An 18,180-nucleotide genomic window follows, 5' to 3' on the forward strand; every position below is an offset into this window, starting at 1 on the left:
CCGCGCCCCTCAAGGCATCTCGCGCGCGGGCACCCGCAGCCGTAGCCCCCGGGGGCGCGGGGAGCTGCGCGGCCCGCCCACGCCGGCCCGCGGACAGACGCGCTCACGTCCCGGCGTACGGGTTGTCCTCGCCGTCCGCCAGGACCCCCACGAACGGCTCTCCCTCGCCCCTGAACGTGTACGCGCCCGACTCGATCCTGGCGATCAGGCCGCCCGTCCACGCCGCCTCCGCGTCCGCGGAGTGGACCCACATGTTCATGATCTCGCCGATGTGGCCGAGGGACTCGGGCCCCTCCTCGGGGGTGTAGTGCTCGGTCACCCGGCTCCGCCAGGCCGCCAGCCGCTCCAGCCGGTCGCGCAGCAGCGCCATCACCTCCGCGCGCGGCAGGTCGACCATGAAGCCGATGGCCGCCGAGAGCAGGTCCATCTTCTGGTCGTACGAGGTCAGCGCGGCCCGCAGCAGCTTCAGGTACTCCTCGCGGCCCGCCTCCGTCAGCTCGTACTCGGTACGCGGCGGACCGCCCGCCGTGCTCGGCGCGATCTCGTGGGCGAGCAGCACGCCCTCCTTCGCCATCTGTTTGAGGGCGTGGTAGATCGAGCCGGGCTTGGCGTTGGACCACTCGTGGGCGCCCCAGTACTCCAGGTCGTTGCGGACCTGGTAGCCGTGCGCCCGGCCGTGCCGGCGGATCGCGCCGAGGACGAGGAGTCGGATCGCTGACATGCGCGTCAGCCTATGACCTCGGCCGTTCGCGGGAGCAACCAGCTCCGTGCGCGCGAGGGGATCAGAACGGGAACAGGCTCCTCCCGTGCTGCACGGAGATCCACTTCTGGGTGGTGAACGCCTCGATCGTGGAGTCGCCGTTCAGCCGCCCGAGCCCGGAGTACTTCTCGCCGCCGAACGACACCAACGGCTCGTCCTGGATGGTCGAGTCGTTGACGTGGATCATCCCGGTGACGATCCGCTTGGCGAACCGCACGCCCCGCTCCACGTTGCCGGTGTGGACGGCGCCGCTCAGGCCGTACGGGCTGTCGTTGGCCATCCGTACCGCCTCCTCCTCGCCGTCGAAGGAGAGCAGCAGCACCACCGGGCCGAAGATCTCCTGCCGCAGCAGCGGGGAGTCCTCGGGCAGCCCGGTCAGCACGGTCGGCTCGACGAGGCTGCCGCGCGTACGTCCCCGTACGAGCGCGGTGGCGCCCTCGGCGAGGGCCTGGTCGACGAGCGCGGTGAGCGCGTCCGCCTGGAAGCTGTTGATGACCGGGCCGATGTCGGTCGCCGGGTCGGCCGGGTCGCCGGTCTTGAGGGCCGCGACCCGGGCGCAGAACTTCTCGGTGAACTTCTGCTCGATGCTCCGGTCCACCAGGACGCGGTTGGCGGCCATGCAGACCTGGCCCTGGTAGACGAAGCGGCTGAAGACCGCCGCCTCGACCGCGTAGTCGATGTCCGCGTCGTCCAGGACCACCAGCGCGCTGTTGCCGCTCAGTTCCAGGATGGCCCGTTTGAAGTGGCTGCCCGCGACGGCGGCCACATGGCGGCCGGTGCGGTCGGAGCCCGCGAAGGAGATCACCTTGGGCACCGGGTGCTCTATCAACGCGTCGCCTATCTCGGCGATATCGGTGACCAGCACGTTCAGCAGTCCGGCCGGCAGGCCCGCGTCCTCGAAGATCTTGGCGATGAGGCCGCCGCCGACCACCGGCGCGTTCTGGTTCGGCTTGATGACGACGGCGTTGCCGAGCGCCAGGGCGGGCGCGACCGACTTCAGCGTCACCAGGAAGGGGAAGTTGAAGGGGCTGATGACCCCGACCACGCCGACCGGCAGCCGGTAGACGCGGTTCTCCTTGCCGTCGACGGGCGACGGCAGGATCCGGCCCTCCGGTCGTATCGCCAGCTGTATCGCCTCGCGCAGGAACTCCTTGGCGAGGTGGACCTCGTACCCGGCCTTGAGGCGGGTGCCGCCCAGCTCGGTGACGATCGCCTCGATGATCTCCGGCTCGCGCTCCTCGGTGATCCGCAGCGCGCGCTCGAAGACCAGTCTTCGGCTGTAGGGGTTGGTCTCGCCCCAGCCGACCTGGGCGCGCTCGGCCGCGCGATAGGCCTCGTCGACCTCGTCCACCGTGGCGACCGTGATGGCGGCGAGCTTCTCCCCGTTGTACGGATCGAAGTCGATGATGTCCCACGACCCGCTGCCGGTACGCCACTCGCCGTCGATGTACTGGTGGGCCAGGTCGGTGAAGAAGGACATGCCATCCCTTACTGCTGCCACTGCGCCGCCACCGTGTCCGTCGTCGCGTCCACTGTGTCCCCCGCTTCCGCTGCACAACCCTGATGTGACGTCATCGTACTGACGTATCAGATGAGTTGGAGCAGTCCACGGAGAAGATCGCGGCTCTCCTCCGGTCCCGGACTGTCCTTCTGGAGCCGTTCCATCGCCCGCTCGTACTGGGCGACCTCCTCCGGCTTGTCCAGATAGAGCGAGCTGGTGAGCTGCTCCAGATAGACGATGTCGGAGAGGTCGGACTCGGGGAAGCGCAGCAGGGTGAACGCCCCGCTCTCGCCCGCGTGGCCGCCGAAGCTGAACGGCATCACCTGGAGCGTCACGTTCGGCTGCTCGGACACCTCGATGAGGTGCTTCAACTGGCCGCGCATCACATCCCGTTCGCCGTACGGGCGGCGCAGCGCCGCCTCGTCGAGGACGGCGTGGAACTTCGGGGCGCGCTCGGAGACCAGCGCCTTCTGGCGCTCCAGGCGCAGCGCCACCCGGCGGTCGATCTCGGCGCTGGAGCCGTTGGGCATCCCGCGCCGGACGACGGCGTTGGCGTACGCCTCGGTCTGCAACAGGCCGTGGACGAACTGCACTTCGTAGATCCGGATGAGCGAGGCCGCGCCCTCCAGGCCGATGTACGTCTGGAACCAGCCGGGCAGCACGTCGCCGTAACTGTGCCACCAGCCCGCGATGTTGGCCTCTTTCGCGAGCCCCAGGAGCGACGCGCGCTCGGCGTCGTCGGTGACCCCGTAGAGCGTCAGCAGGTCTTCGACATCCCTGGCCTTGAAGCTCACCCGCCCCAACTCCATACGACTGATCTTCGACTCGGACGCCCTGATCGAATACCCGGCGGCCTCACGGGTGATGCCCCGGGACTCGCGCAGGCGCCTGAGCTGTGATCCCAGCAGAATGCGCCGGACCACCGACCCGCTCGACTCTCCTGCGGTCACTTCGCTGTCCCTCCCCAACCGACGGTGCACGGCAGTCTGCCACCAAAACGCTTCACCCCGTACTCATTCGATTACGGAAATGGTCAAGCTCCGAAATCGGCCGCGGGAAGAAATGAGCAACAATCACCACGGGTTCGGACAGGCCTGGCACGTGCACGTGCATCTGCCCTTGCATCAGGAGCAGGCATTCGGAACCATGGTCCCCGCGCACCTGCGTGCTCGTCTTGTGTCCTGCTGTGCCTAGCGTTCTGTTCTGCTGTACGCCACGTTCGCCTGTACCGCCACGGCCGCGAATCCCGGGAGTGCCTCGCATGGGGACGAATGGATCGACCATGCTGGAGCCGTTGGAGCCTTTAAGGCAGGCCCTCCCGCCCATCGACCCCTCCGCGGTGGCCAGTTCCGCCTCCTGTGCGCTGCCCGCCCGCTTCGAGGCCGTCCGCGGGGCACGCCAGTTCACCAAGAAGACGCTCGGCCAGTGGGACCTGGCGGAGCGCTTCGACGAGGTGGCCCTGGTCGTCTCCGAGCTCGTCACCAACGCCCTGCGGCACGCGCTGCCCGCCGACACCGGCCGGGAGCCGGACGCTCCGCCGGTGCGGCTGCACCTGATGCGCTGGACCAGCCGGCTGGTGTGCGCGGTGCGCGACCCCAGCATGGACTGTCCGTCCTCGCCCGGCTCCGACGACTGCGACGCCGAGTCGGGGCGCGGCCTGTTCCTGGTGGACTCCTTCAGCGACTCCTGGGGCTGGCACCCGCTCACGGGCACGCTGAGCGGCAAGGTGGTCTGGGCGCTGTTCCGCCTCCAGCCGGCCGACTGAGCCCGGACAGGCGCGTCTTTCCGCACCCGTACGGCATGAGGGCCCCCGCGCGGGGGCCCGTTCGCGTTTGCGGGGTCTTCGCGTTTCCGGAGTCGCCGATCAGTCCGTGATCAGGTGGTCGAACTCGCCGTCCTTGACGCCCAGGAGCATGGCCTCGATCTCCGCGCGCGTGTAGACCAGCGCGGGGCCGTCCGGGAACGTCGAGTTGCGGACGGCGACCCTTCCGCCGGGCAGTCGCGCGAACTCCACGCACGTTCCCTGGGAGTTGCTGTGGCGGCTCTTCTGCCAGACGACACCCTGAAGCTCCGTTGCCGCCATGCCGTTGTACGCGTGGTGCAAGGTCGCTCCCGGGGGGATGTGCAGACGTACATCTGTGAAAGGTCAACTGCCCCGGATCATAGCCGTGTTCATGTGCGCCTGCATGAGCATATGCACGTGCACGGGCGGTACTCGGGTCGTTACAGGCAATTCCACCGGGTTGGACTACTCGTCCACTGGGTATAGACGCGTCCCACGCCCGGAAGGTTCACGCGCTGGTAGCTTGTCGCGTCCGGAAATCGTCGAGGCAAGGGGAAGACAACAGTGCGCAGGCATGTACGTGACGGGGCGGGCGCCGTGGCCCTCGCCGCCTGTCTCGCCCTGGCCGGGTGCTCCGGTTCGGACGGCGGCGACAAGGCCGGCAAGAGCCCGGACGGGGGCGGGAAGAGCGCGAGCCCCACCGCGACCGGCGGCGCCGGAAACGGCAGCAACGGTGGCGGCACAGTGGCAGCCAAGGACATCGCCGGAGCCTGGGCGGCCGTCCTCCAGGGCAAGCCGACCGCTCTGGTGATCAGTGGCACGAACGTGGCGCTGGGCGGCGAGCACACGTGCAGCGGCACGGTCAGCGACAACGGCATGGCGATGATCGAGCTCAAGTGCGCCGACGGCAACACCGACCGCGCCGCCGGCATGCCCTCGCTGAGCAAGGACGGCAAGACCCTCACGGTGAAGTGGGAGGGCGGCGCGACCGACACCTTCACCAAGTCCGAGCTGGACGGAAAGCTCCCCACCGGCATCCCGACGGCGGGCCTGCCGACCCCCTGACCCGGACGCCTCCCCTCACGGACTCCCCCGGCGGGACGACGGCTGCCCGGTGTCCTTGACGGCCATCGGCGGGGCGGGCGGGGCCAGCGCGTCCGACAGCTCCGCCAGGCGGTCGAGCAGCAGCCCGGCGCCCTTGCGCACCACCCGGTCGGACCGGTCGGGCCCCGCCTCCCGGTCCCACGCGGCCAGCGCCTCCTGCACCTCGTCCCACCGCGGCACCCGCCGCTCCCGCACCGCCCGCGCGCCCCGCTCGGTGGCGCGGCGCAGCGCCCCCGCGAACGCCCCGGCGGCCGGGACCGGGCGCGCGCCCCGCTCGGGTACGTGCGCCTCCATCAGCATCGCGATCCGGCCGAGCTGCTCGACCGCCCGCCCGGCCTCCTCGGCCGCCGACCTGGACAGTCCCCGGTGGCGCACCGGTTCGTGGGTGGCCCGCTCCAGCGCCTCCTGCCAGGCGAGCCGGGCCGCCCGGGTGTCGAGCAGCGTCCGGCGCACCGCGTCGGCGGGGGCAGCGGGGTCGGCGTACCGGTCGGTGACGGCCGCCGCGTACCGTCCGCAGGCCGCCAGCCAGTCGGCGAGCCGGGTACGCAGCCGGGGCGTCTCCCAGGCCGGGTAGAGCGCGTACGCGGCCATCGCGAGGACCCCGCCGAGCAACGTGAGCAGCACTCGGTCGGGGACGGTCTGGGTCCACTGCGAACCCCCGGTGCCGAGCAGGAAGACCACATACGCGGAGACGCACGCGCTGGCCGCCGCGTAGCCCGTACGCATCAGCAGGTACATCAGGAACGCGCAGAGCACCGCCAGCGTGACGGACAGGCCCGGGCCCGGGTGGGTGAGCTGGACGAGACCGGTGGCGAGGGCGACGCCGACGAGGGTGCCGCCGAAGCGGGCGACCGCGCGGGAGTACGTCTGGGAGAAGTCCGGGCGCATCACCATGACGGCGGCCATGGGCGCCCAGTAGCCGTGGCCCAGCGGCAGTACCTTGCCGAGGAGGTAGCCGGTGGCGGCGACCGCGCAGACACGGGCGGCGTGCCGGAAGACCGGGGAGTCGCGGCGGCCCAGCTCCTTGCGCATGGTGGCCAGGGCGAGCGGGACGAGCCGGGGCAGGGTGGGCCGCATCAGCGGTTCGGCCCCCTCGCCTCCGGTGCCCTCGGCCGTCTCCATGACGTCGCCGAGGAGCGCGGTCAGCCGGGTGGCGGCGCGCCGGGCGGGGCCGGTGAGGATGGCGCCGGTGTCGGGCGTGCGCAGCGCGGCCTCGGCGGGCGGGGGGACGCGCACGGCCTCGCCGTGCCGGATGGCCCGGGCGGCCGCGTCGAGCACGGAGGCGGCGGCGCCGAGCAGTTCGCGCACCCGGTCACGCTCGGGGCCCTCCTGCGGGACGCCGAGCGCGGGGTCGGCGAGGGAGGCGAGGACCGGGCGGATGCGCTCGGCCACGCCCCGGGACCCGCGCAGCTCCGCCGGGCGGCGGCGAGCCTCGCGGGGGGTGACGGCTGCGGCGAGCCGGGCCGTCATCAGGGGCTGCGGATCGAACGGGGCACGCGGGTCGTGCCGCAGCCGCCGCGCGTAGTCGGCCACGGCGGCGAGGGCGTCGGCGAGCGCGTCGCGCTGGGCGCCCCAGCGGCGGATCGGGACGAGCACGACGAGGGCCGCCTGGACGACCCCGCCCGCCGCGATCATCGCCGCGTGCCCGGCGGCGACCGCGATCGACGTGGGCAGGGTGACGGTGACCAGCATGATCGCCACGTTCGACGAGGCGATGATCCCGGCGGTGGGGCCGACCGCCCAGGCGAGACCGGCCGTGAACGTCCACAGGGCGAGCAGGGCCAGGAAGAACGGGGAGTGGGCGCCGACGAGGTAGCCCAGGAAGGTGGAGACGGCGAGGCTCGCGCCGGAGGCGAGCGCCAGCACCGGGCGGGGACGCCAGCTGCGCTGGAAGGTGGCGATGGCCGCCTGGAACGCGCCGAACGCCGAACTCACGGCGGCCGTGGGGCCGAGCGCGACCAGGCTGACACCGACGACGAGGGCGACGCCGGCCGCGCCGCGCAGCGCCACGGCGGGTTCGAGCCGCCGCCGCTCGACGCTCAGCCCCGACCGCCCGGCCTCCTTCAACGCGGCGACCCAGCCCATACCCCGAGCGTATCGGGGGGGGGTGGGGTGGGGGCGGGTGGGGCTGGCTGGTGGTGGGCGCTTGGGGGGAGCCGCCGGGGGCTGGCCCCGATGGGGAGCCGCCTTGGGGTGGGCTCGCCCGGAGGCGCCCGGTCGGGGGACCGGGCGCGCCCGGTGCGCAGGGGCCGGCCGTCTCGAAAGGGCGCTCAGGACCGGGGCAGTCCCGGGCGGTCCGCTCCTCGTCGGGCCCGGTCCGCCGCCGCCCTGCCGTCCCGCCACCCCGCCTCGTCCGTGACCCCCCGCACCCGCGTCCGTACCGTCCGGGGGAACATCTCCTCCGCCCGCCCCGCGACCGCCACTGCCCGCGTCGCCAGCACCGGCAGCAGGTCGGCGGAGGCCGTGGACTCCACCTGGCGGGCCGTCGCCGACAGCAGGTCACCCAGGCGGTTCGCGTACGCCAGCAGGAACGACTGGCGGAATGTCTTCGTCCGCTTGCGTCCGCCCGCCCGCTGCGCCGCCTCCGCCCGCGTCATCGCCACCGTCCCCTGCACCAGCAGCGAGGTGTAGAGCAGCTCCACCGCCTCCAGATCGGCCTCGAACCCCACGACCGTGGAGAAGCCGAACTCCCCGTTCCACACCGCCTGGCAGTGGTTGGCCGAGGCCACCGCGTCGAGCAGGATCGCCTTGGCCGTCTCGTACGGCGCGTCCACCCCGATCCGGCATGCCCCCGGCGCGTCCCCCCGGCGGCCCTCCGACAGGACCGCCTCGTCGATGCTGTGCAGCGCCATCAGCTCCTGCGCCTTGGCGCTCAGCGCCTCCGCCTCCTCCGGGAACTCCGTCGCCTCCGCCTTGGCCAGCAGCCCCCGGATCCGCGTCAGCGTCTTCGGCTCCCCGTGCGCCGGCGGCACGTACACGGACGCCCCCGGCACCGGCCCCACCGGCTCGATCGCGGGCAGCCGCAGCAGCAGCCGGTACAGCTCAAGCACCGTCGTCGCGCGCGTGAAGCGGTCCGGCTGCCGTTCCCCGCCCCCACGGCCGTCCTCCGCCAGCGCCTCCAGGGCCTCCATCTGCGCGCCCCACCGCGCCGGCAGCCGCTCGTACCGCTTCAGCTGTACGGAGATCAGCTCCACCGCCACCCGTACGTGCGGCTCCGCCAGCTCGCGCCGGACCATCCGTACGACATCCGCGGGCTGCCACCCCCGCTCCCACGCCCGCCCCACCAGCTCCCGCCCGCGCAGCGCGAGCTCGGCGTCGGCGGCCGGGTCGGCGGCGAGCAGGGACGCGCCCGTGTCCAGATCCGCGTCGCCCTCCGCGTACAACGCGGCGGCCAGCGCCCGCTCCACCGTGTGCCCCACCGCCATCGAAGTGCCTCCTTACGCGCGCGTGCCCGACCGCACAGATCGTCGCAGCTGCCGAACACATCCACGAACCGGTCCCCGGCCCGCCGCCGTGCCGCCGCGCCCCGAACGCCGATGTCAGTGGCCGGTGCCACACTCGCACTCGTGAACGACAAGTGGGCGCTGGACCCCACCGAGGACGGCGGCGCACGGCTCGTCGCCCTCGGGCACGACGGTCTGCCCGAGGGCCCCGTGGCGCACGAGCCCGACCTGGCCGAGGCCGTCCGGTCCCGCCCGGGCGTGGGCCGCTGGATCTGGCGCTCGACCCCCGACATCTACCCGCGCCTGCTCGCCGCCGGCGTCCGCGTAGACCGGTGCTACGACATCGAGGCCGCCGAACTGCTCCTCCTCGGCCACGAGGGCCGCCTCGGCGAACCCCGCTCCGCGGCCGCCGCCTGGGCCCGGCTGCACCACCTGCCCGTCCCCGCGGACCCACCCGCCCGTGCCGCCGAGCCGAGCCGCCAGTCCTCCCTGTTCGAGCCCCCAAGCGGCACCTCCCTTCCCCTCGAAGCCCTGGTCGAGGTGTACGCGGACCAGCAGCGGCGGCACGAGAAGGCCGAGCACCCCGGCCGGATGCGGCTGCTCACCGCCTCCGAGTCGGCCGGGACGCTGGTGGCCGCCGAGATGCACCGGGCGGGCGTGCCCTGGCGCGCCGACGTCCACCGCGCCCTGCTCCACGACCTGCTCGGCGAGCGGTACGCGGGCGGCGGCGAGCCCCGCCGCCTCGCCGAGCTCGCGGACGAGGTGTCGGCCGCCTTCGGCCGCCGGGTCCGGCCCGACCTGCCCGCCGACGTCATCAAGGCGTTCGCCGAGGCCGGCATCCGGCTCACCTCCACGCGCCGCTGGGCCCTGGAGGAGATCGACCATCCGGCCGTGGCCCCCCTGATCGCGTACAAGAAGCTGTACCGGATCTGGACCGCCCACGGCTGGAGCTGGCTGCACGACTGGGTGCGCGACGGCCGCTTCCGCCCCGAGTACACCCCGGGCGGCACCGTCAGTGGCCGCTGGACCACGAACGGCGGGGGTGCCCTCCAGATCCCGAAGGTCATCCGTCAGGCGGTCGTGGCCGACGAGGGGTGGCGCCTGGTCGTCGCCGACGCCGACCAGATGGAACCCCGCGTGCTCGCCGCGATCTCCCGCGACCCCGGGCTGATGGAGGTGGCCGGGCACGACGGCGACCTCTATACCGCCCTGTCCGACCGCGCCTTCTCCGGCGACCGCAACCACGCCAAGCTGGCACTGCTCGGCGCGATCTACGGTCAGACGTCCGGCGACGGCCTCAAGAACCTCGCCGCCCTGCGCCGCCGCTTCCCCCGGGCCGTGGCCTATGTGGACGACGCGGCGAAGGCGGGCGAGGAGGGACGTCTCGTACGGACCTGGCTCGGCCGCACCAGCCCGCCCGCCGCCGGAGCCGGCGACGACGGCGAGGCAGGACTGCCCCAGGAAGGCGGCGGCGACCTCCCCTCCCCCGACGGGGAGTTCACCCCCGGCTACGCGTCCACCAACGCCCGCGCCCGGGGCCGCTTCACCCGCAACTTCGTCGTCCAGGGCAGCGCCGCCGACTGGGCCCTGCTGCTCCTCGCCTCACTGCGCCAGCAGCTCACCACCGCCGGGATGCGGGCCGAGCTGGTCTTCTTCCAGCACGACGAGGTCATCGTGCACTGCCCGGAGGCCGAGGCCCCCCAGGTGGTCGAGGCGATCCGCACAGCCGGCGCGCTGGCCGGCCGGATCGCCTTCGGGGAGACCCCGGTGAGGTTCCCCTTCACGACGGCGGTTGTGGAGCGGTACTCGGAGGCGAAGTGAGGCGCGTGATGCCTGGTGCCTGATCCCGGGGCCTGGGGCCCGGTGACTGGGGCCCGGTGACTGGGGCCCGGTGACTGGGGCCCGGTGACTGGGGACAGGTGCCCGGTTCCCAGCGCCCGGTTCCCGGCGCTTGGTGCCCGGCGCCTGGGACCTGATGCCCGTGCCCGGTGCCCGGCACCAAGCCTGACGCAGCCCGTCTCAGCGCAGCGTGTCCCACTTCGGGTCCAGGGCTATCGCCTTCAGTTGGGACATCGTCAGCGCGGGCGTGGCGCGCGTCGCCATGTCGTGCTGGTTGCCCGTGTTGAACGCGCTGATCACCACGCGCAGGTCGTTCTTGCGGATCGTGTCGACCGTCCACCACACCACGCCCGCGCCCCCCTTCTCACCCGGGCGCTGCTCCTCGCCGACGCGAGTGCCGTCGGGGAGCGTCGACACCGATCCCTGAAGCGGCACGTCCCCCATGCCGGGCTGGACGTTGATGCCGACCAGGCTTCTGCCCTTGCCGTCGTCCACGACCGCGAACGCGTACCCACCCTGGTTGCCCTGGTCGACGACCTTGAGGGTCTTCGGCAGGGAGGCGATCAGTTCGCGCTGCATCGCGGCCCCGCTCGGCTCGCCCGGCGGCACCGGTTCCCGTCGCGGCACCTTCGCTCCCGCCATGGTCGTCTTCCACACCTCGGCTGTGACGACCGCCTTCATCTGTCCCCCGGTCAGCGGCGGGTCGACTCGGCTGGTCGCCGCACCCTTCTCAGCGGGCGCGTTGTACTCGCTCGCGTCTATCAGCACGCCCTTCGGGGTGACCAGGGTGGCCCGCCAATTCTTCGTCTCCTCCCGGTGGTCCGGGTACTCGTACCCCTGGAAGAACATGAACCGTGAACCGTCGGGAAGCACTTCGGCCGTGCAGTGGTCGTAGTCCGTGATCGCCTTCGACGGGCAGGTCACGTACTGGGCGGCGCTCTGGCCCGCCGGATCAACAGTGCTCAGCGCGATGCTGATCGACCCCTTGCCCCTGCCGTCGTCGAAGACGACCGAGGCGCTCGGCATCGGGCTCTTGCCGGCCGCGCCACCCGAACCCCGGCCCTGCTCGTCACTCGTCTCCCCGTGCGGGAGCAGGCCGATGAGGTTCTTGACCATCTGCTCCGCGCTGACAGAGACCCCATCCGGGAGCGTCGACTTGGGCGGCGCCGCAACCGACGCCGCCGCGCCACGACCGGAGCCACCGGAGCCGCCGCTGTCACCGGAGGATCCGCCGACCAGTCCGGTCGCCCAGGCGCCGCCGAGGCCCACCGCGGCCAGGGCCACCACACTGCCGGTCACCGTGGCGACCCGGCGCCGGGCCACCCTGCGGCGACCGCTGATCAGGGCGCCGTCGAGCAGCGCACGGCTGTCCTGCGGGACGAAGCCGTCGCCGGTGCTGCGCATCGCCTCACCGAGCTGGTCTTCAAAAGGCATGGTGGAACCCCACTCCTCGCTTCGTGGTCAGTGGCTCGTGGCTTGTGGATCGTGCTCCGCGATTCGCGATTCGCGATTGGCAGTCCGCGATTGGCGGTTCGCGCATCTGGATGCGTGCGTATCTCTTGGTGCCTGGGCCCTTTGGCGCCTGGGCCTCTTGGTGCCTGAGTCCCTTGGTTTCTTGGTGCCTGCGTAGTTGTGGGTGCGTGCTGTCAGAGCGCGGCGAGTTCCGCCAGGCTGCTGCCCAGGTGTTCACGCAGCTTGGCCAGCGCGCGCACCGAGCGGGTGCGGACCGCAGCCGAGCTGACCCGCATCGCCTCCGCCGTTTCCTCCACGCTGCGGTCCTCCCAGTACCTCAGGACCACCACCGCGCGGTCCTTGGGGCCCAGCTGGGCGAGCGCGTCGAGCAGGGCGAGCCGCAGGGCCGGATCGCCGTCCGTGGTCACGGCCCGGTCCGGCAGTTCTCCGAGGGGCCGTTCGTCGGCCGACCGCCTCCGCCGGTGGGTCAGGAAGGTGCGCACGAGGATCGTCTGCGCGTACCCCGCGGGGTTGTCGATCCGGGACATTCGGCCCCACAGCGCATATATCCGCCCGAGCGTCTCCTGCACCAGGTCCTCGGCGAGATGGGTATCTCCGCTGGTCAGCAGGCACGCGGCACGAAAAAGGTGGCTCGTGCGGCCGGACGCGAACTCAAGGAACTCATCCGTGCGTGCTTGGCGCGCCTGGCGCCCTTGTCTCGGCTGCTTCTGCAGCCCCGGCCTTCTCATGCTCTCCCCCGACCCTTTGCCCTCCCCTACACCTCATTGACGCGCCAGGGGCCCGGGAATGTTTCACCCGGCTTCCGTGCCGGTGGGAGCTGAGGGGACCGCAGGCGTTCCGAATTCTCGGTCCGCCTTCTCGGTCCGCCTTCTCAGACCTCCCCGAACTCTCCCATTCCTTCCGTCTCTTCCGTCTCTTCCGTTTCTTCCGTCTCCGCGTCGAGCAGCGCCGAGACGTACTCCTCCAGTCGCCCGGCCAGTAGCTCGGGCGTCAGATCCGTACGCCCCAGTTCCCGCCAGGGGCCCGCGACCTTCTCCGCGTCCGGCGCATAGGCGAGCGCGTCCAGGAGCTGCCAGTACAGCAAGCCGTCACCCAGCCGTCCGCCCTCGGCGGTGTACCTCGCCACGAACTTCCGCGCGGCCTTAACCCCGTGCAGCAGCGCCAGCGCCGTGGAGCAGTGCGCCACATCGAGCGCGGCCGGGCCCCACGACGTCTCCACCCAGTCCACGACCCCACTGACCCGCAGCTCCTCGCCGGCGCCGCTGAACAGCACGTTCCCCGGATGGAAGTCCCGGTGCAGGAAGCAGCCCTCGTACGGGGGCGGCGGCTGCCGGATGACGTCGGTCGCCCGGCGCCAGAGGTCGGGCCGCGCAGTGTTCTCGGGGACACGCACACGGTCGGCGGAGGTCCACGGCTCGTACTCCCTGGGCCGCAGTCCCTCCGACACCCGGATGCGGTGAATACGCAGCAACTGCCGTGCGAGCAAGGCAATCTGCTCCTCCAGACCCTCCCCGTCGAGCCGGACAGTGCCCTCCAAGCGGGTCATCAGCAACGAGGGGTGGTCGCAGTGCTCCCCCCGTGGGTCGGCCGCCACGAGTACGGGCGCGGGCACGTCCGTCCCCGCCAGCAGCCCGAGCACCGTGGCCTCGCGCACGAGGAGGCCTGCCGCGTGCCGCCGGTAGAAGGGCTTGGCGAAGGACCGCAGGACCAGCTCCCTCCAAACGCCGTCACCGCCCTCCGCACGGACGCCGGCGGCAAAGTCCTTACGTATACGGCCGTCGGCCTCCGCCTCCGCCCCCGTCCCCGTCCCCGTCCAAGTCCCCTCCGTACGCACCACTCGCATCTGCGACGTCCAGCCACCCCGCAGCGCCTCCGCTTCCCGTACGCGTTCGCCCTCGGGGAGGGACTTGTCCACCCAGCGGCGAGTCAGCTCCCAGCCGTCCGCGCCCAGGTCGTCCAGGACCGCGTCAACGAAGCGTCCGCGTTCGGCCGGGTGCTCCCGGAACCAGGCCCCGAGGCGATGGTGCGCGCCCTCGAACACGAGGCGGGTGACGCGGGACTCGTTTCCGGCGGCCAGCGCCTCGGTCACGGCCTCGGTGACGTCATACGGAATGATCTCGTCCACTTCGGGCACGGCCAGGACCACCCGGGTGCGCAGCGCCCGGAGGACGTCCAGGGCGCGTGAGCCGCGCCAGCTGTCGGGCGTACGGAGGATCTCCGTGAAGCGTGAGACGGGCGCGTCCGGCGGCGTACCCGGCGCTCCCGGCTCGGCCCCGAACGGTTCGGACCAGGCCGCGTCCGCGTACACGGCGGGCGCGCACAGGCCGATTCCCGCGACCCGGGAGCCGTAGTGCGCGGCCAGGTCGGCGACGGTCTGGCCGCTCATGCTGAAGCCGGTCAGAACGAGGCTCTGCCCGGGCGGGACGAACGCGTCGATCGCCGCCCGCGCCTGACGGAAGCGGCGCTCCAGGCTCAGTTCGGCGAGTTCACCGCTGGAGGCGCCGTGGCCGGAGAAGTCGAGGGCGAGGACGCGGTGGCCACGGACGCGGAAGTCCTCACCCAGCTCCGCGAGCCGCGCCTTGTCGCCGGTGCCGGCACCGTGCAGTAGGACGACCGTGACGGAAGGGATCACTCCGTCCGGCTCCGCCACCGCGCAGCTGATCCGCTCGCCGTCGAACTCCCCGACCAGATCGGCCACTTCCGTCAGGCCCGGCACAGCCTTCAGACCAGTCACGTCCGTCAGACCAGTCACGTCCGCCAGGGCCGTCCCATCCGCCGACTCGGTCCGGTCCGTCGATCCCGTCAGGTCCGTCATGCGCGTCGCTCCCCCGCTTCCCCGCCGATCTCCGTGGCCCCCAGCCTAAAGTCAGGGTCCGACACTGCCCGGTTCCAAGATCACGGTGCGGGTGGCAGCGCCCGGCACAGCGCGTCCAGCGCCGCCTGATAGCCGTGGTCGGGCGGGGTCGCGTAGCCGACCACCAGGCCGTCCTGGGCGGGCATCGTGGCGTCCGGGTGGCGGTAGCCGGCGAGCCCGTCGAGGGCGATCCCCTGTCGGGCGGCGGCCTTCAGGGCAGCCCTTTCGGTGCCCGGCGGGAGCCGCAGGACGGCGTGCAGCCCGGCCGCGATCCCGGCGGCCGTGATGTGCGGGGCGTGCTCGTCGAGGGCGGCGAGGAGCTGGTCGCGGCGGGCCCGGTAGCGCTGCCGCATCCGCCGCACATGCCGGTCGTACGCACCGCTGTCGATCAGGTCCGCGAGGGTCAGCTGGTCCGGGACGCTCGCCCACGCCTCCCGCAGGCCCTTCGCCGCGAGCACCGGCGCGACGAGCGGCTCGGGCAGCACCATCCAGCCCAGCCGCACCGCCGGGGACAGGCTCTTGCTGACCGAGCCGAGGTAGACGACCCGCTCGGGATCGAGTCCCTGCACCGCTCCGACGGGCTCGCGGTCGTAGCGGAACTCGCCGTCGTAGTCGTCCTCCAGGAGCACCCTGCCCCGCGCGCGTGCCCAGTCCACGGCGGCGGCCCGGCGCTCGGGGTGCAGCGGTCCGCCGGTCGGGAACTGGTGGGCGGGGGTGAGCAGCGCGGCCCGTACGCCCTTGCGCTCCGGGTGCCCGGTCAGATCCGCCACGCGCGCGCCCTGCTCGTCGAGCCCGATCGGCACGGTCCGTACGCCCGCCCCCGCCAGCAGGGAACGGTGGAAGGCGAGCCCGTACGACTCCACGGCGAGCGGGCCGCGCAGGACCCCGCCGCCGAAGAGGAGCCGCAGGGCGTGGGAGAAGCCCGAGCAGACCACGATGCGGTCGGCGGTGGTGCGCACTCCCCGTACGCGCGCGAGGTAGGCGGCGAGCGCCCGGCGCAGCTCGATACGGCCCTGCGGATCGCCCGGCCCGAAGGCGTCGTGGGGGGCGGCGTTGAGCGCGCGGCGGGCGGAGGACAGCCACGCGCCGCGCGGAAAAGATCTGGCGTCCGGCTGCCCCTGCATCAGGTTGTGGGCCGGGGCGGCGGCCCGGGGCGGCGTCTTCACGGCCGCGCGATCGGACCGTACGGGCTCGGCGCGGGGCGCGACGCGGGTCCCCGAGCCCTGGCGCGCGGTCAGCCAGCCCTCGGCGACGAGCTCGGCGTACGCCTGGGCGACGGTGTTGCGCGCGAGCCCGAGATCCGCGGCGAGCGAGCGGTACGGCGGCAGCCGCGTCCCCGGCGTGAGGCGTCCCTCCTGGACGGCCGAGCGCAACGCGCGCGTGAGGGCCGCCCGCCGACTGCCGGATCCGGCCAGTTCCACATGGAGGTCAGCGCCGATCCGCTCCGCGGAATTGACCCATGAGTCCGCCATGAAACACCCGTTCCGTACGTGGTCGCCGACGGCTCAGCCTAGGCGGAGCGTCCGTCTCCGTAGTCCACGTCCGGCTCCACACTTGAACGGCAAGACGCACAACACCGAGCATGAACATGCCCTGCTCCAGCGGGACTTGAGCGCGGGTCGAGGTCGCTCTGTACTGGCCAACTGCCCCACCCATGGCGTGGGATCCGTGGCAGGATGCCGATCCCTCGGACGCGGGGGATCACGGGGGGAGAGGTCCGCGGGGGATCGAAGGACCCCGGATGATCCCGGAGCGACCGCAGGATCAGGAGATCGATGAGGATCACAGGGGAGAGCAAGGCATGATCACACGCAGGTCGTTCATCGGGATGGCGGGCGCCGGGGCAGCGGCCCTGTCGCTGTCGGGCTTCACCACCGCCACCGCCACGACCGCCGGCCAGTGGGACCGGCTGCGCACGCATCTGACGGGCACGCTGGTGCTGCCGTCCGACGCCTCGTACACGGCGGCCAAGACCGTCGAGTACGGCCAGTACAGCCTCACCAATCCGCAGGCCATCGTGTACGCGGCGAACGCCGACGACGTGACGACCAGCCTGATCTTCGCCCAGTACCACGACATCCCGGTGACGGCCCGAAGCGGCGGCCACAGCGGTGGCGGCTACTCCACCACCACCGGCCTGGTCATCGACGTCTCCCGGCTGAACGCGGTGAACGCCGGCTCCGGCACGGCGACCATCGGCGGCGGTACGCAGCTGGTCGACGTCGTCAACGGGCTCGGCGCGAGCGGCCTGGCCATACCCGGCGGCATGTTCCCGACCGTGTCGGTCGGCGGCTTCCTCCAGGGCGGCGGCGTCGGCCTCCTCACCCGCAACTCCGGGCTCGGCGCCGACAAGGTGACCGCGGCCAAGGTCGTCCTCGCCAACGGCCGCCAGGTCACCGCGTCCCCGAGCTCCAACCCGGACCTGTACTGGGCGATCCGCGGTGGCGGTGGCGGCAACTTCGGCATCGTGACCCAGTACACGGTCACTCCGGCCGCCGTCCCGAACCTGAACGTGGCCGAGCTGCTGTTCAGCTACGACCACGCGGTCGGCGCGATGCACGGCCTCACACAGTGGCTGGAGACCGCGCCCACGACGTTCGGCAGCCGCTCCAACATCGACCTGTTCGACTCGGCGGCGGGCAACGCCCCTCTGGTGACGCTCCTGGTCACGTCGATCGGCACGCGCGCGGAGTTCGACACCGAGATCGCCCGGCTGATCGCGCTGACCGGCGCGGCCCCGATCCAGCAGAACGTCTACACGGACACCTACAAGTCCGCGATGATGAAGATCTTCGGCTGCGGCTCATACTCGCAGCAGCAGTGCCACAACAACACCTGGGACCCGGCGAACGGCAAGCTCGCCCCGTTCGGCCACGTCCTGGGCCGCGGCCGGCTGCTGAGCAGATCCCCCTCGGAGACCGAGTGGGCGCGGCTGGTCGGTGTCTTCGACACCGAGCGCACGGCGGGCCACTTCCACAAGTTCGAGATCATGGCGCTGGGCGGCGCCGCCAACAAGGTCTCGCGCAGCTCGACGGCGTACGTGCACCGCGACAGCACCCTGCTGATGTCGTACTACACGTTCGCCTTCGGCATCCTGTCGGGCGACCAGCTCGCCTCCGGCCAGCGCTTCGTCGACAACGGCTTCACCGCGGTCGACCCGATCTCGCGGGGCGAGTCCTACCAGAACTTCATCGACCCGGCGCTGACGGACTGGCGCAACGCGTACTACGGCGCGAACTACGACCGGCTGTCGTACATCAAGTCCAAGTACGACCCGTACGGGGTGTTCTCGTTCGCGCAGGGCATCGACTGACGGCCGACGTCTGACTGATCATCAAGTACCTGCACCAAAACGTCACCCGAACGAGTGAGGCCAGGTCGGAACGGTTCCGGCCTGGCCTTTCGTTACCCATCCACGACATG

14 protein-coding genes are annotated in these 18,180 nt (G+C 72.2%); 4 read left to right on the forward strand and 10 right to left on the reverse strand.

Annotation, left to right across the window (positions count from 1 at the left end; translation table 11 throughout):
• Positions 1–103: 103 nt before the first annotated feature.
• The 3 genes from AC069K_RS29600 to AC069K_RS29610 form a co-directional block, all read right to left on the reverse strand.
• Complete coding sequence (locus AC069K_RS29600) at positions 104–721, reverse strand: PadR family transcriptional regulator (protein WP_478621470.1); 618 nt, start codon at positions 719–721, stop codon at positions 104–106.
• 61 nt (positions 722–782) lie between these two features.
• On the reverse strand, positions 783–2,240 hold the full coding sequence (locus AC069K_RS29605; protein WP_358831935.1) for an aldehyde dehydrogenase family protein: 1,458 nt from the start codon (positions 2,238–2,240) through the stop codon (positions 783–785).
• Positions 2,241–2,347: 107 nt separating this feature from the next.
• Positions 2,348–3,211: a helix-turn-helix domain-containing protein gene (locus tag AC069K_RS29610; protein WP_358831936.1), complete on the reverse strand. Its 864-nt coding sequence runs from the start codon at positions 3,209–3,211 to the stop codon at positions 2,348–2,350.
• A gap of 311 nt (positions 3,212–3,522) precedes the next feature.
• On the opposite strand from AC069K_RS29610, the gene AC069K_RS29615 reads away from it, so the two are divergent.
• A complete protein-coding gene (locus AC069K_RS29615; RefSeq protein ID WP_365100109.1) occupies positions 3,523–4,026 on the forward strand; it encodes an ATP-binding protein in 504 nt (167 codons plus the stop codon).
• A 99-nt stretch (positions 4,027–4,125) separates the two neighbouring features.
• On the opposite strand, the gene AC069K_RS29620 is transcribed toward AC069K_RS29615, so the two are convergent.
• Positions 4,126–4,365 carry a DUF397 domain-containing protein gene (locus AC069K_RS29620; RefSeq protein WP_180357232.1) on the reverse strand — a complete coding sequence of 80 codons (240 nt, stop codon included), beginning with the start codon at positions 4,363–4,365 and terminating at the stop codon, positions 4,126–4,128.
• A gap of 243 nt (positions 4,366–4,608) precedes the next feature.
• Here AC069K_RS29620 and AC069K_RS29625 point away from each other — a divergent pair, with 243 nt between their 5' ends.
• Positions 4,609–5,109, forward strand: a complete 501-nt coding sequence (locus AC069K_RS29625) for a hypothetical protein (RefSeq protein ID WP_365100107.1) — start codon at positions 4,609–4,611, stop codon at positions 5,107–5,109.
• Positions 5,110–5,124: 15 nt separating this feature from the next.
• Here the strand turns inward: AC069K_RS29625 and AC069K_RS29630 are convergent, their stop codons facing one another.
• Positions 5,125–7,233: an FUSC family protein gene (locus AC069K_RS29630; protein WP_478621475.1), complete on the reverse strand. Its 2,109-nt coding sequence runs from the start codon at positions 7,231–7,233 to the stop codon at positions 5,125–5,127.
• A 185-nt stretch (positions 7,234–7,418) separates the two neighbouring features.
• Positions 7,419–8,573: a DUF2786 domain-containing protein gene (locus tag AC069K_RS29635; RefSeq protein WP_478621477.1), complete on the reverse strand. Its 1,155-nt coding sequence runs from the start codon at positions 8,571–8,573 to the stop codon at positions 7,419–7,421.
• 141 nt (positions 8,574–8,714) lie between these two features.
• On the opposite strand from AC069K_RS29635, the gene AC069K_RS29640 reads away from it, so the two are divergent.
• On the forward strand, positions 8,715–10,412 hold the full coding sequence (locus tag AC069K_RS29640; RefSeq protein WP_478621479.1) for a bifunctional 3'-5' exonuclease/DNA polymerase: 1,698 nt from the start codon (positions 8,715–8,717) through the stop codon (positions 10,410–10,412).
• A 198-nt stretch (positions 10,413–10,610) separates the two neighbouring features.
• On the opposite strand, the gene AC069K_RS29645 is transcribed toward AC069K_RS29640, so the two are convergent.
• The 4 genes from AC069K_RS29645 to pdxR form a co-directional block, all read right to left on the reverse strand.
• Positions 10,611–11,864, reverse strand: a complete 1,254-nt coding sequence (locus AC069K_RS29645; protein ID WP_478621481.1) for a hypothetical protein — start codon at positions 11,862–11,864, stop codon at positions 10,611–10,613.
• 212 nt (positions 11,865–12,076) lie between these two features.
• Positions 12,077–12,631 carry a SigE family RNA polymerase sigma factor gene (locus AC069K_RS29650; protein WP_365100100.1) on the reverse strand — a complete coding sequence of 185 codons (555 nt, stop codon included), beginning with the start codon at positions 12,629–12,631 and terminating at the stop codon, positions 12,077–12,079.
• Between the two features lie 143 nt (positions 12,632–12,774).
• Positions 12,775–14,718, reverse strand: coding sequence for an alpha/beta fold hydrolase (locus AC069K_RS29655; RefSeq protein ID WP_478621483.1), 1,944 nt, complete (start codon positions 14,716–14,718; stop codon positions 12,775–12,777).
• Between the two features lie 80 nt (positions 14,719–14,798).
• Positions 14,799–16,229, reverse strand: a complete 1,431-nt coding sequence (pdxR, locus tag AC069K_RS29660) for a MocR-like pyridoxine biosynthesis transcription factor PdxR (RefSeq protein ID WP_478621485.1) — start codon at positions 16,227–16,229, stop codon at positions 14,799–14,801.
• Positions 16,230–16,558: 329 nt separating this feature from the next.
• On the opposite strand from pdxR, the gene AC069K_RS29665 reads away from it, so the two are divergent.
• Positions 16,559–18,070, forward strand: a complete 1,512-nt coding sequence (locus tag AC069K_RS29665) for an FAD-binding oxidoreductase (RefSeq protein WP_365100095.1) — start codon at positions 16,559–16,561, stop codon at positions 18,068–18,070.
• The last annotated feature ends 110 nt before the right edge of the window (positions 18,071–18,180 follow it).

The sequence above is a fragment of the Streptomyces sp. NPDC043908 genome (assembly GCF_056435525.1).

Coding starts and splice junctions, on each gene's coding strand:
- AC069K_RS29600 (WP_478621470.1), bottom strand. CDS start 721: ATGTCAGCGATCCGACTCCTCGTCCTCGGCGCGATCCGCCGGCACGGC.
- AC069K_RS29605 (WP_358831935.1), bottom strand. CDS start 2,240: ATGTCCTTCTTCACCGACCTGGCCCACCAGTACATCGACGGCGAGTGG.
- AC069K_RS29615 (WP_365100109.1), top strand. CDS start 3,523: ATGGGGACGAATGGATCGACCATGCTGGAGCCGTTGGAGCCTTTAAGG.
- AC069K_RS29630 (WP_478621475.1), bottom strand. CDS start 7,233: ATGGGCTGGGTCGCCGCGTTGAAGGAGGCCGGGCGGTCGGGGCTGAGC.
- AC069K_RS29635 (WP_478621477.1), bottom strand. CDS start 8,573: ATGGCGGTGGGGCACACGGTGGAGCGGGCGCTGGCCGCCGCGTTGTAC.
- AC069K_RS29645 (WP_478621481.1), bottom strand. CDS start 11,864: ATGCCTTTTGAAGACCAGCTCGGTGAGGCGATGCGCAGCACCGGCGAC.
- AC069K_RS29650 (WP_365100100.1), bottom strand. CDS start 12,631: ATGAGAAGGCCGGGGCTGCAGAAGCAGCCGAGACAAGGGCGCCAGGCG.
- AC069K_RS29655 (WP_478621483.1), bottom strand. CDS start 14,718: ATGACGGACCTGACGGGATCGACGGACCGGACCGAGTCGGCGGATGGG.
- pdxR (WP_478621485.1), bottom strand. CDS start 16,229: ATGGCGGACTCATGGGTCAATTCCGCGGAGCGGATCGGCGCTGACCTC.
- AC069K_RS29665 (WP_365100095.1), top strand. CDS start 16,559: ATGATCACACGCAGGTCGTTCATCGGGATGGCGGGCGCCGGGGCAGCG.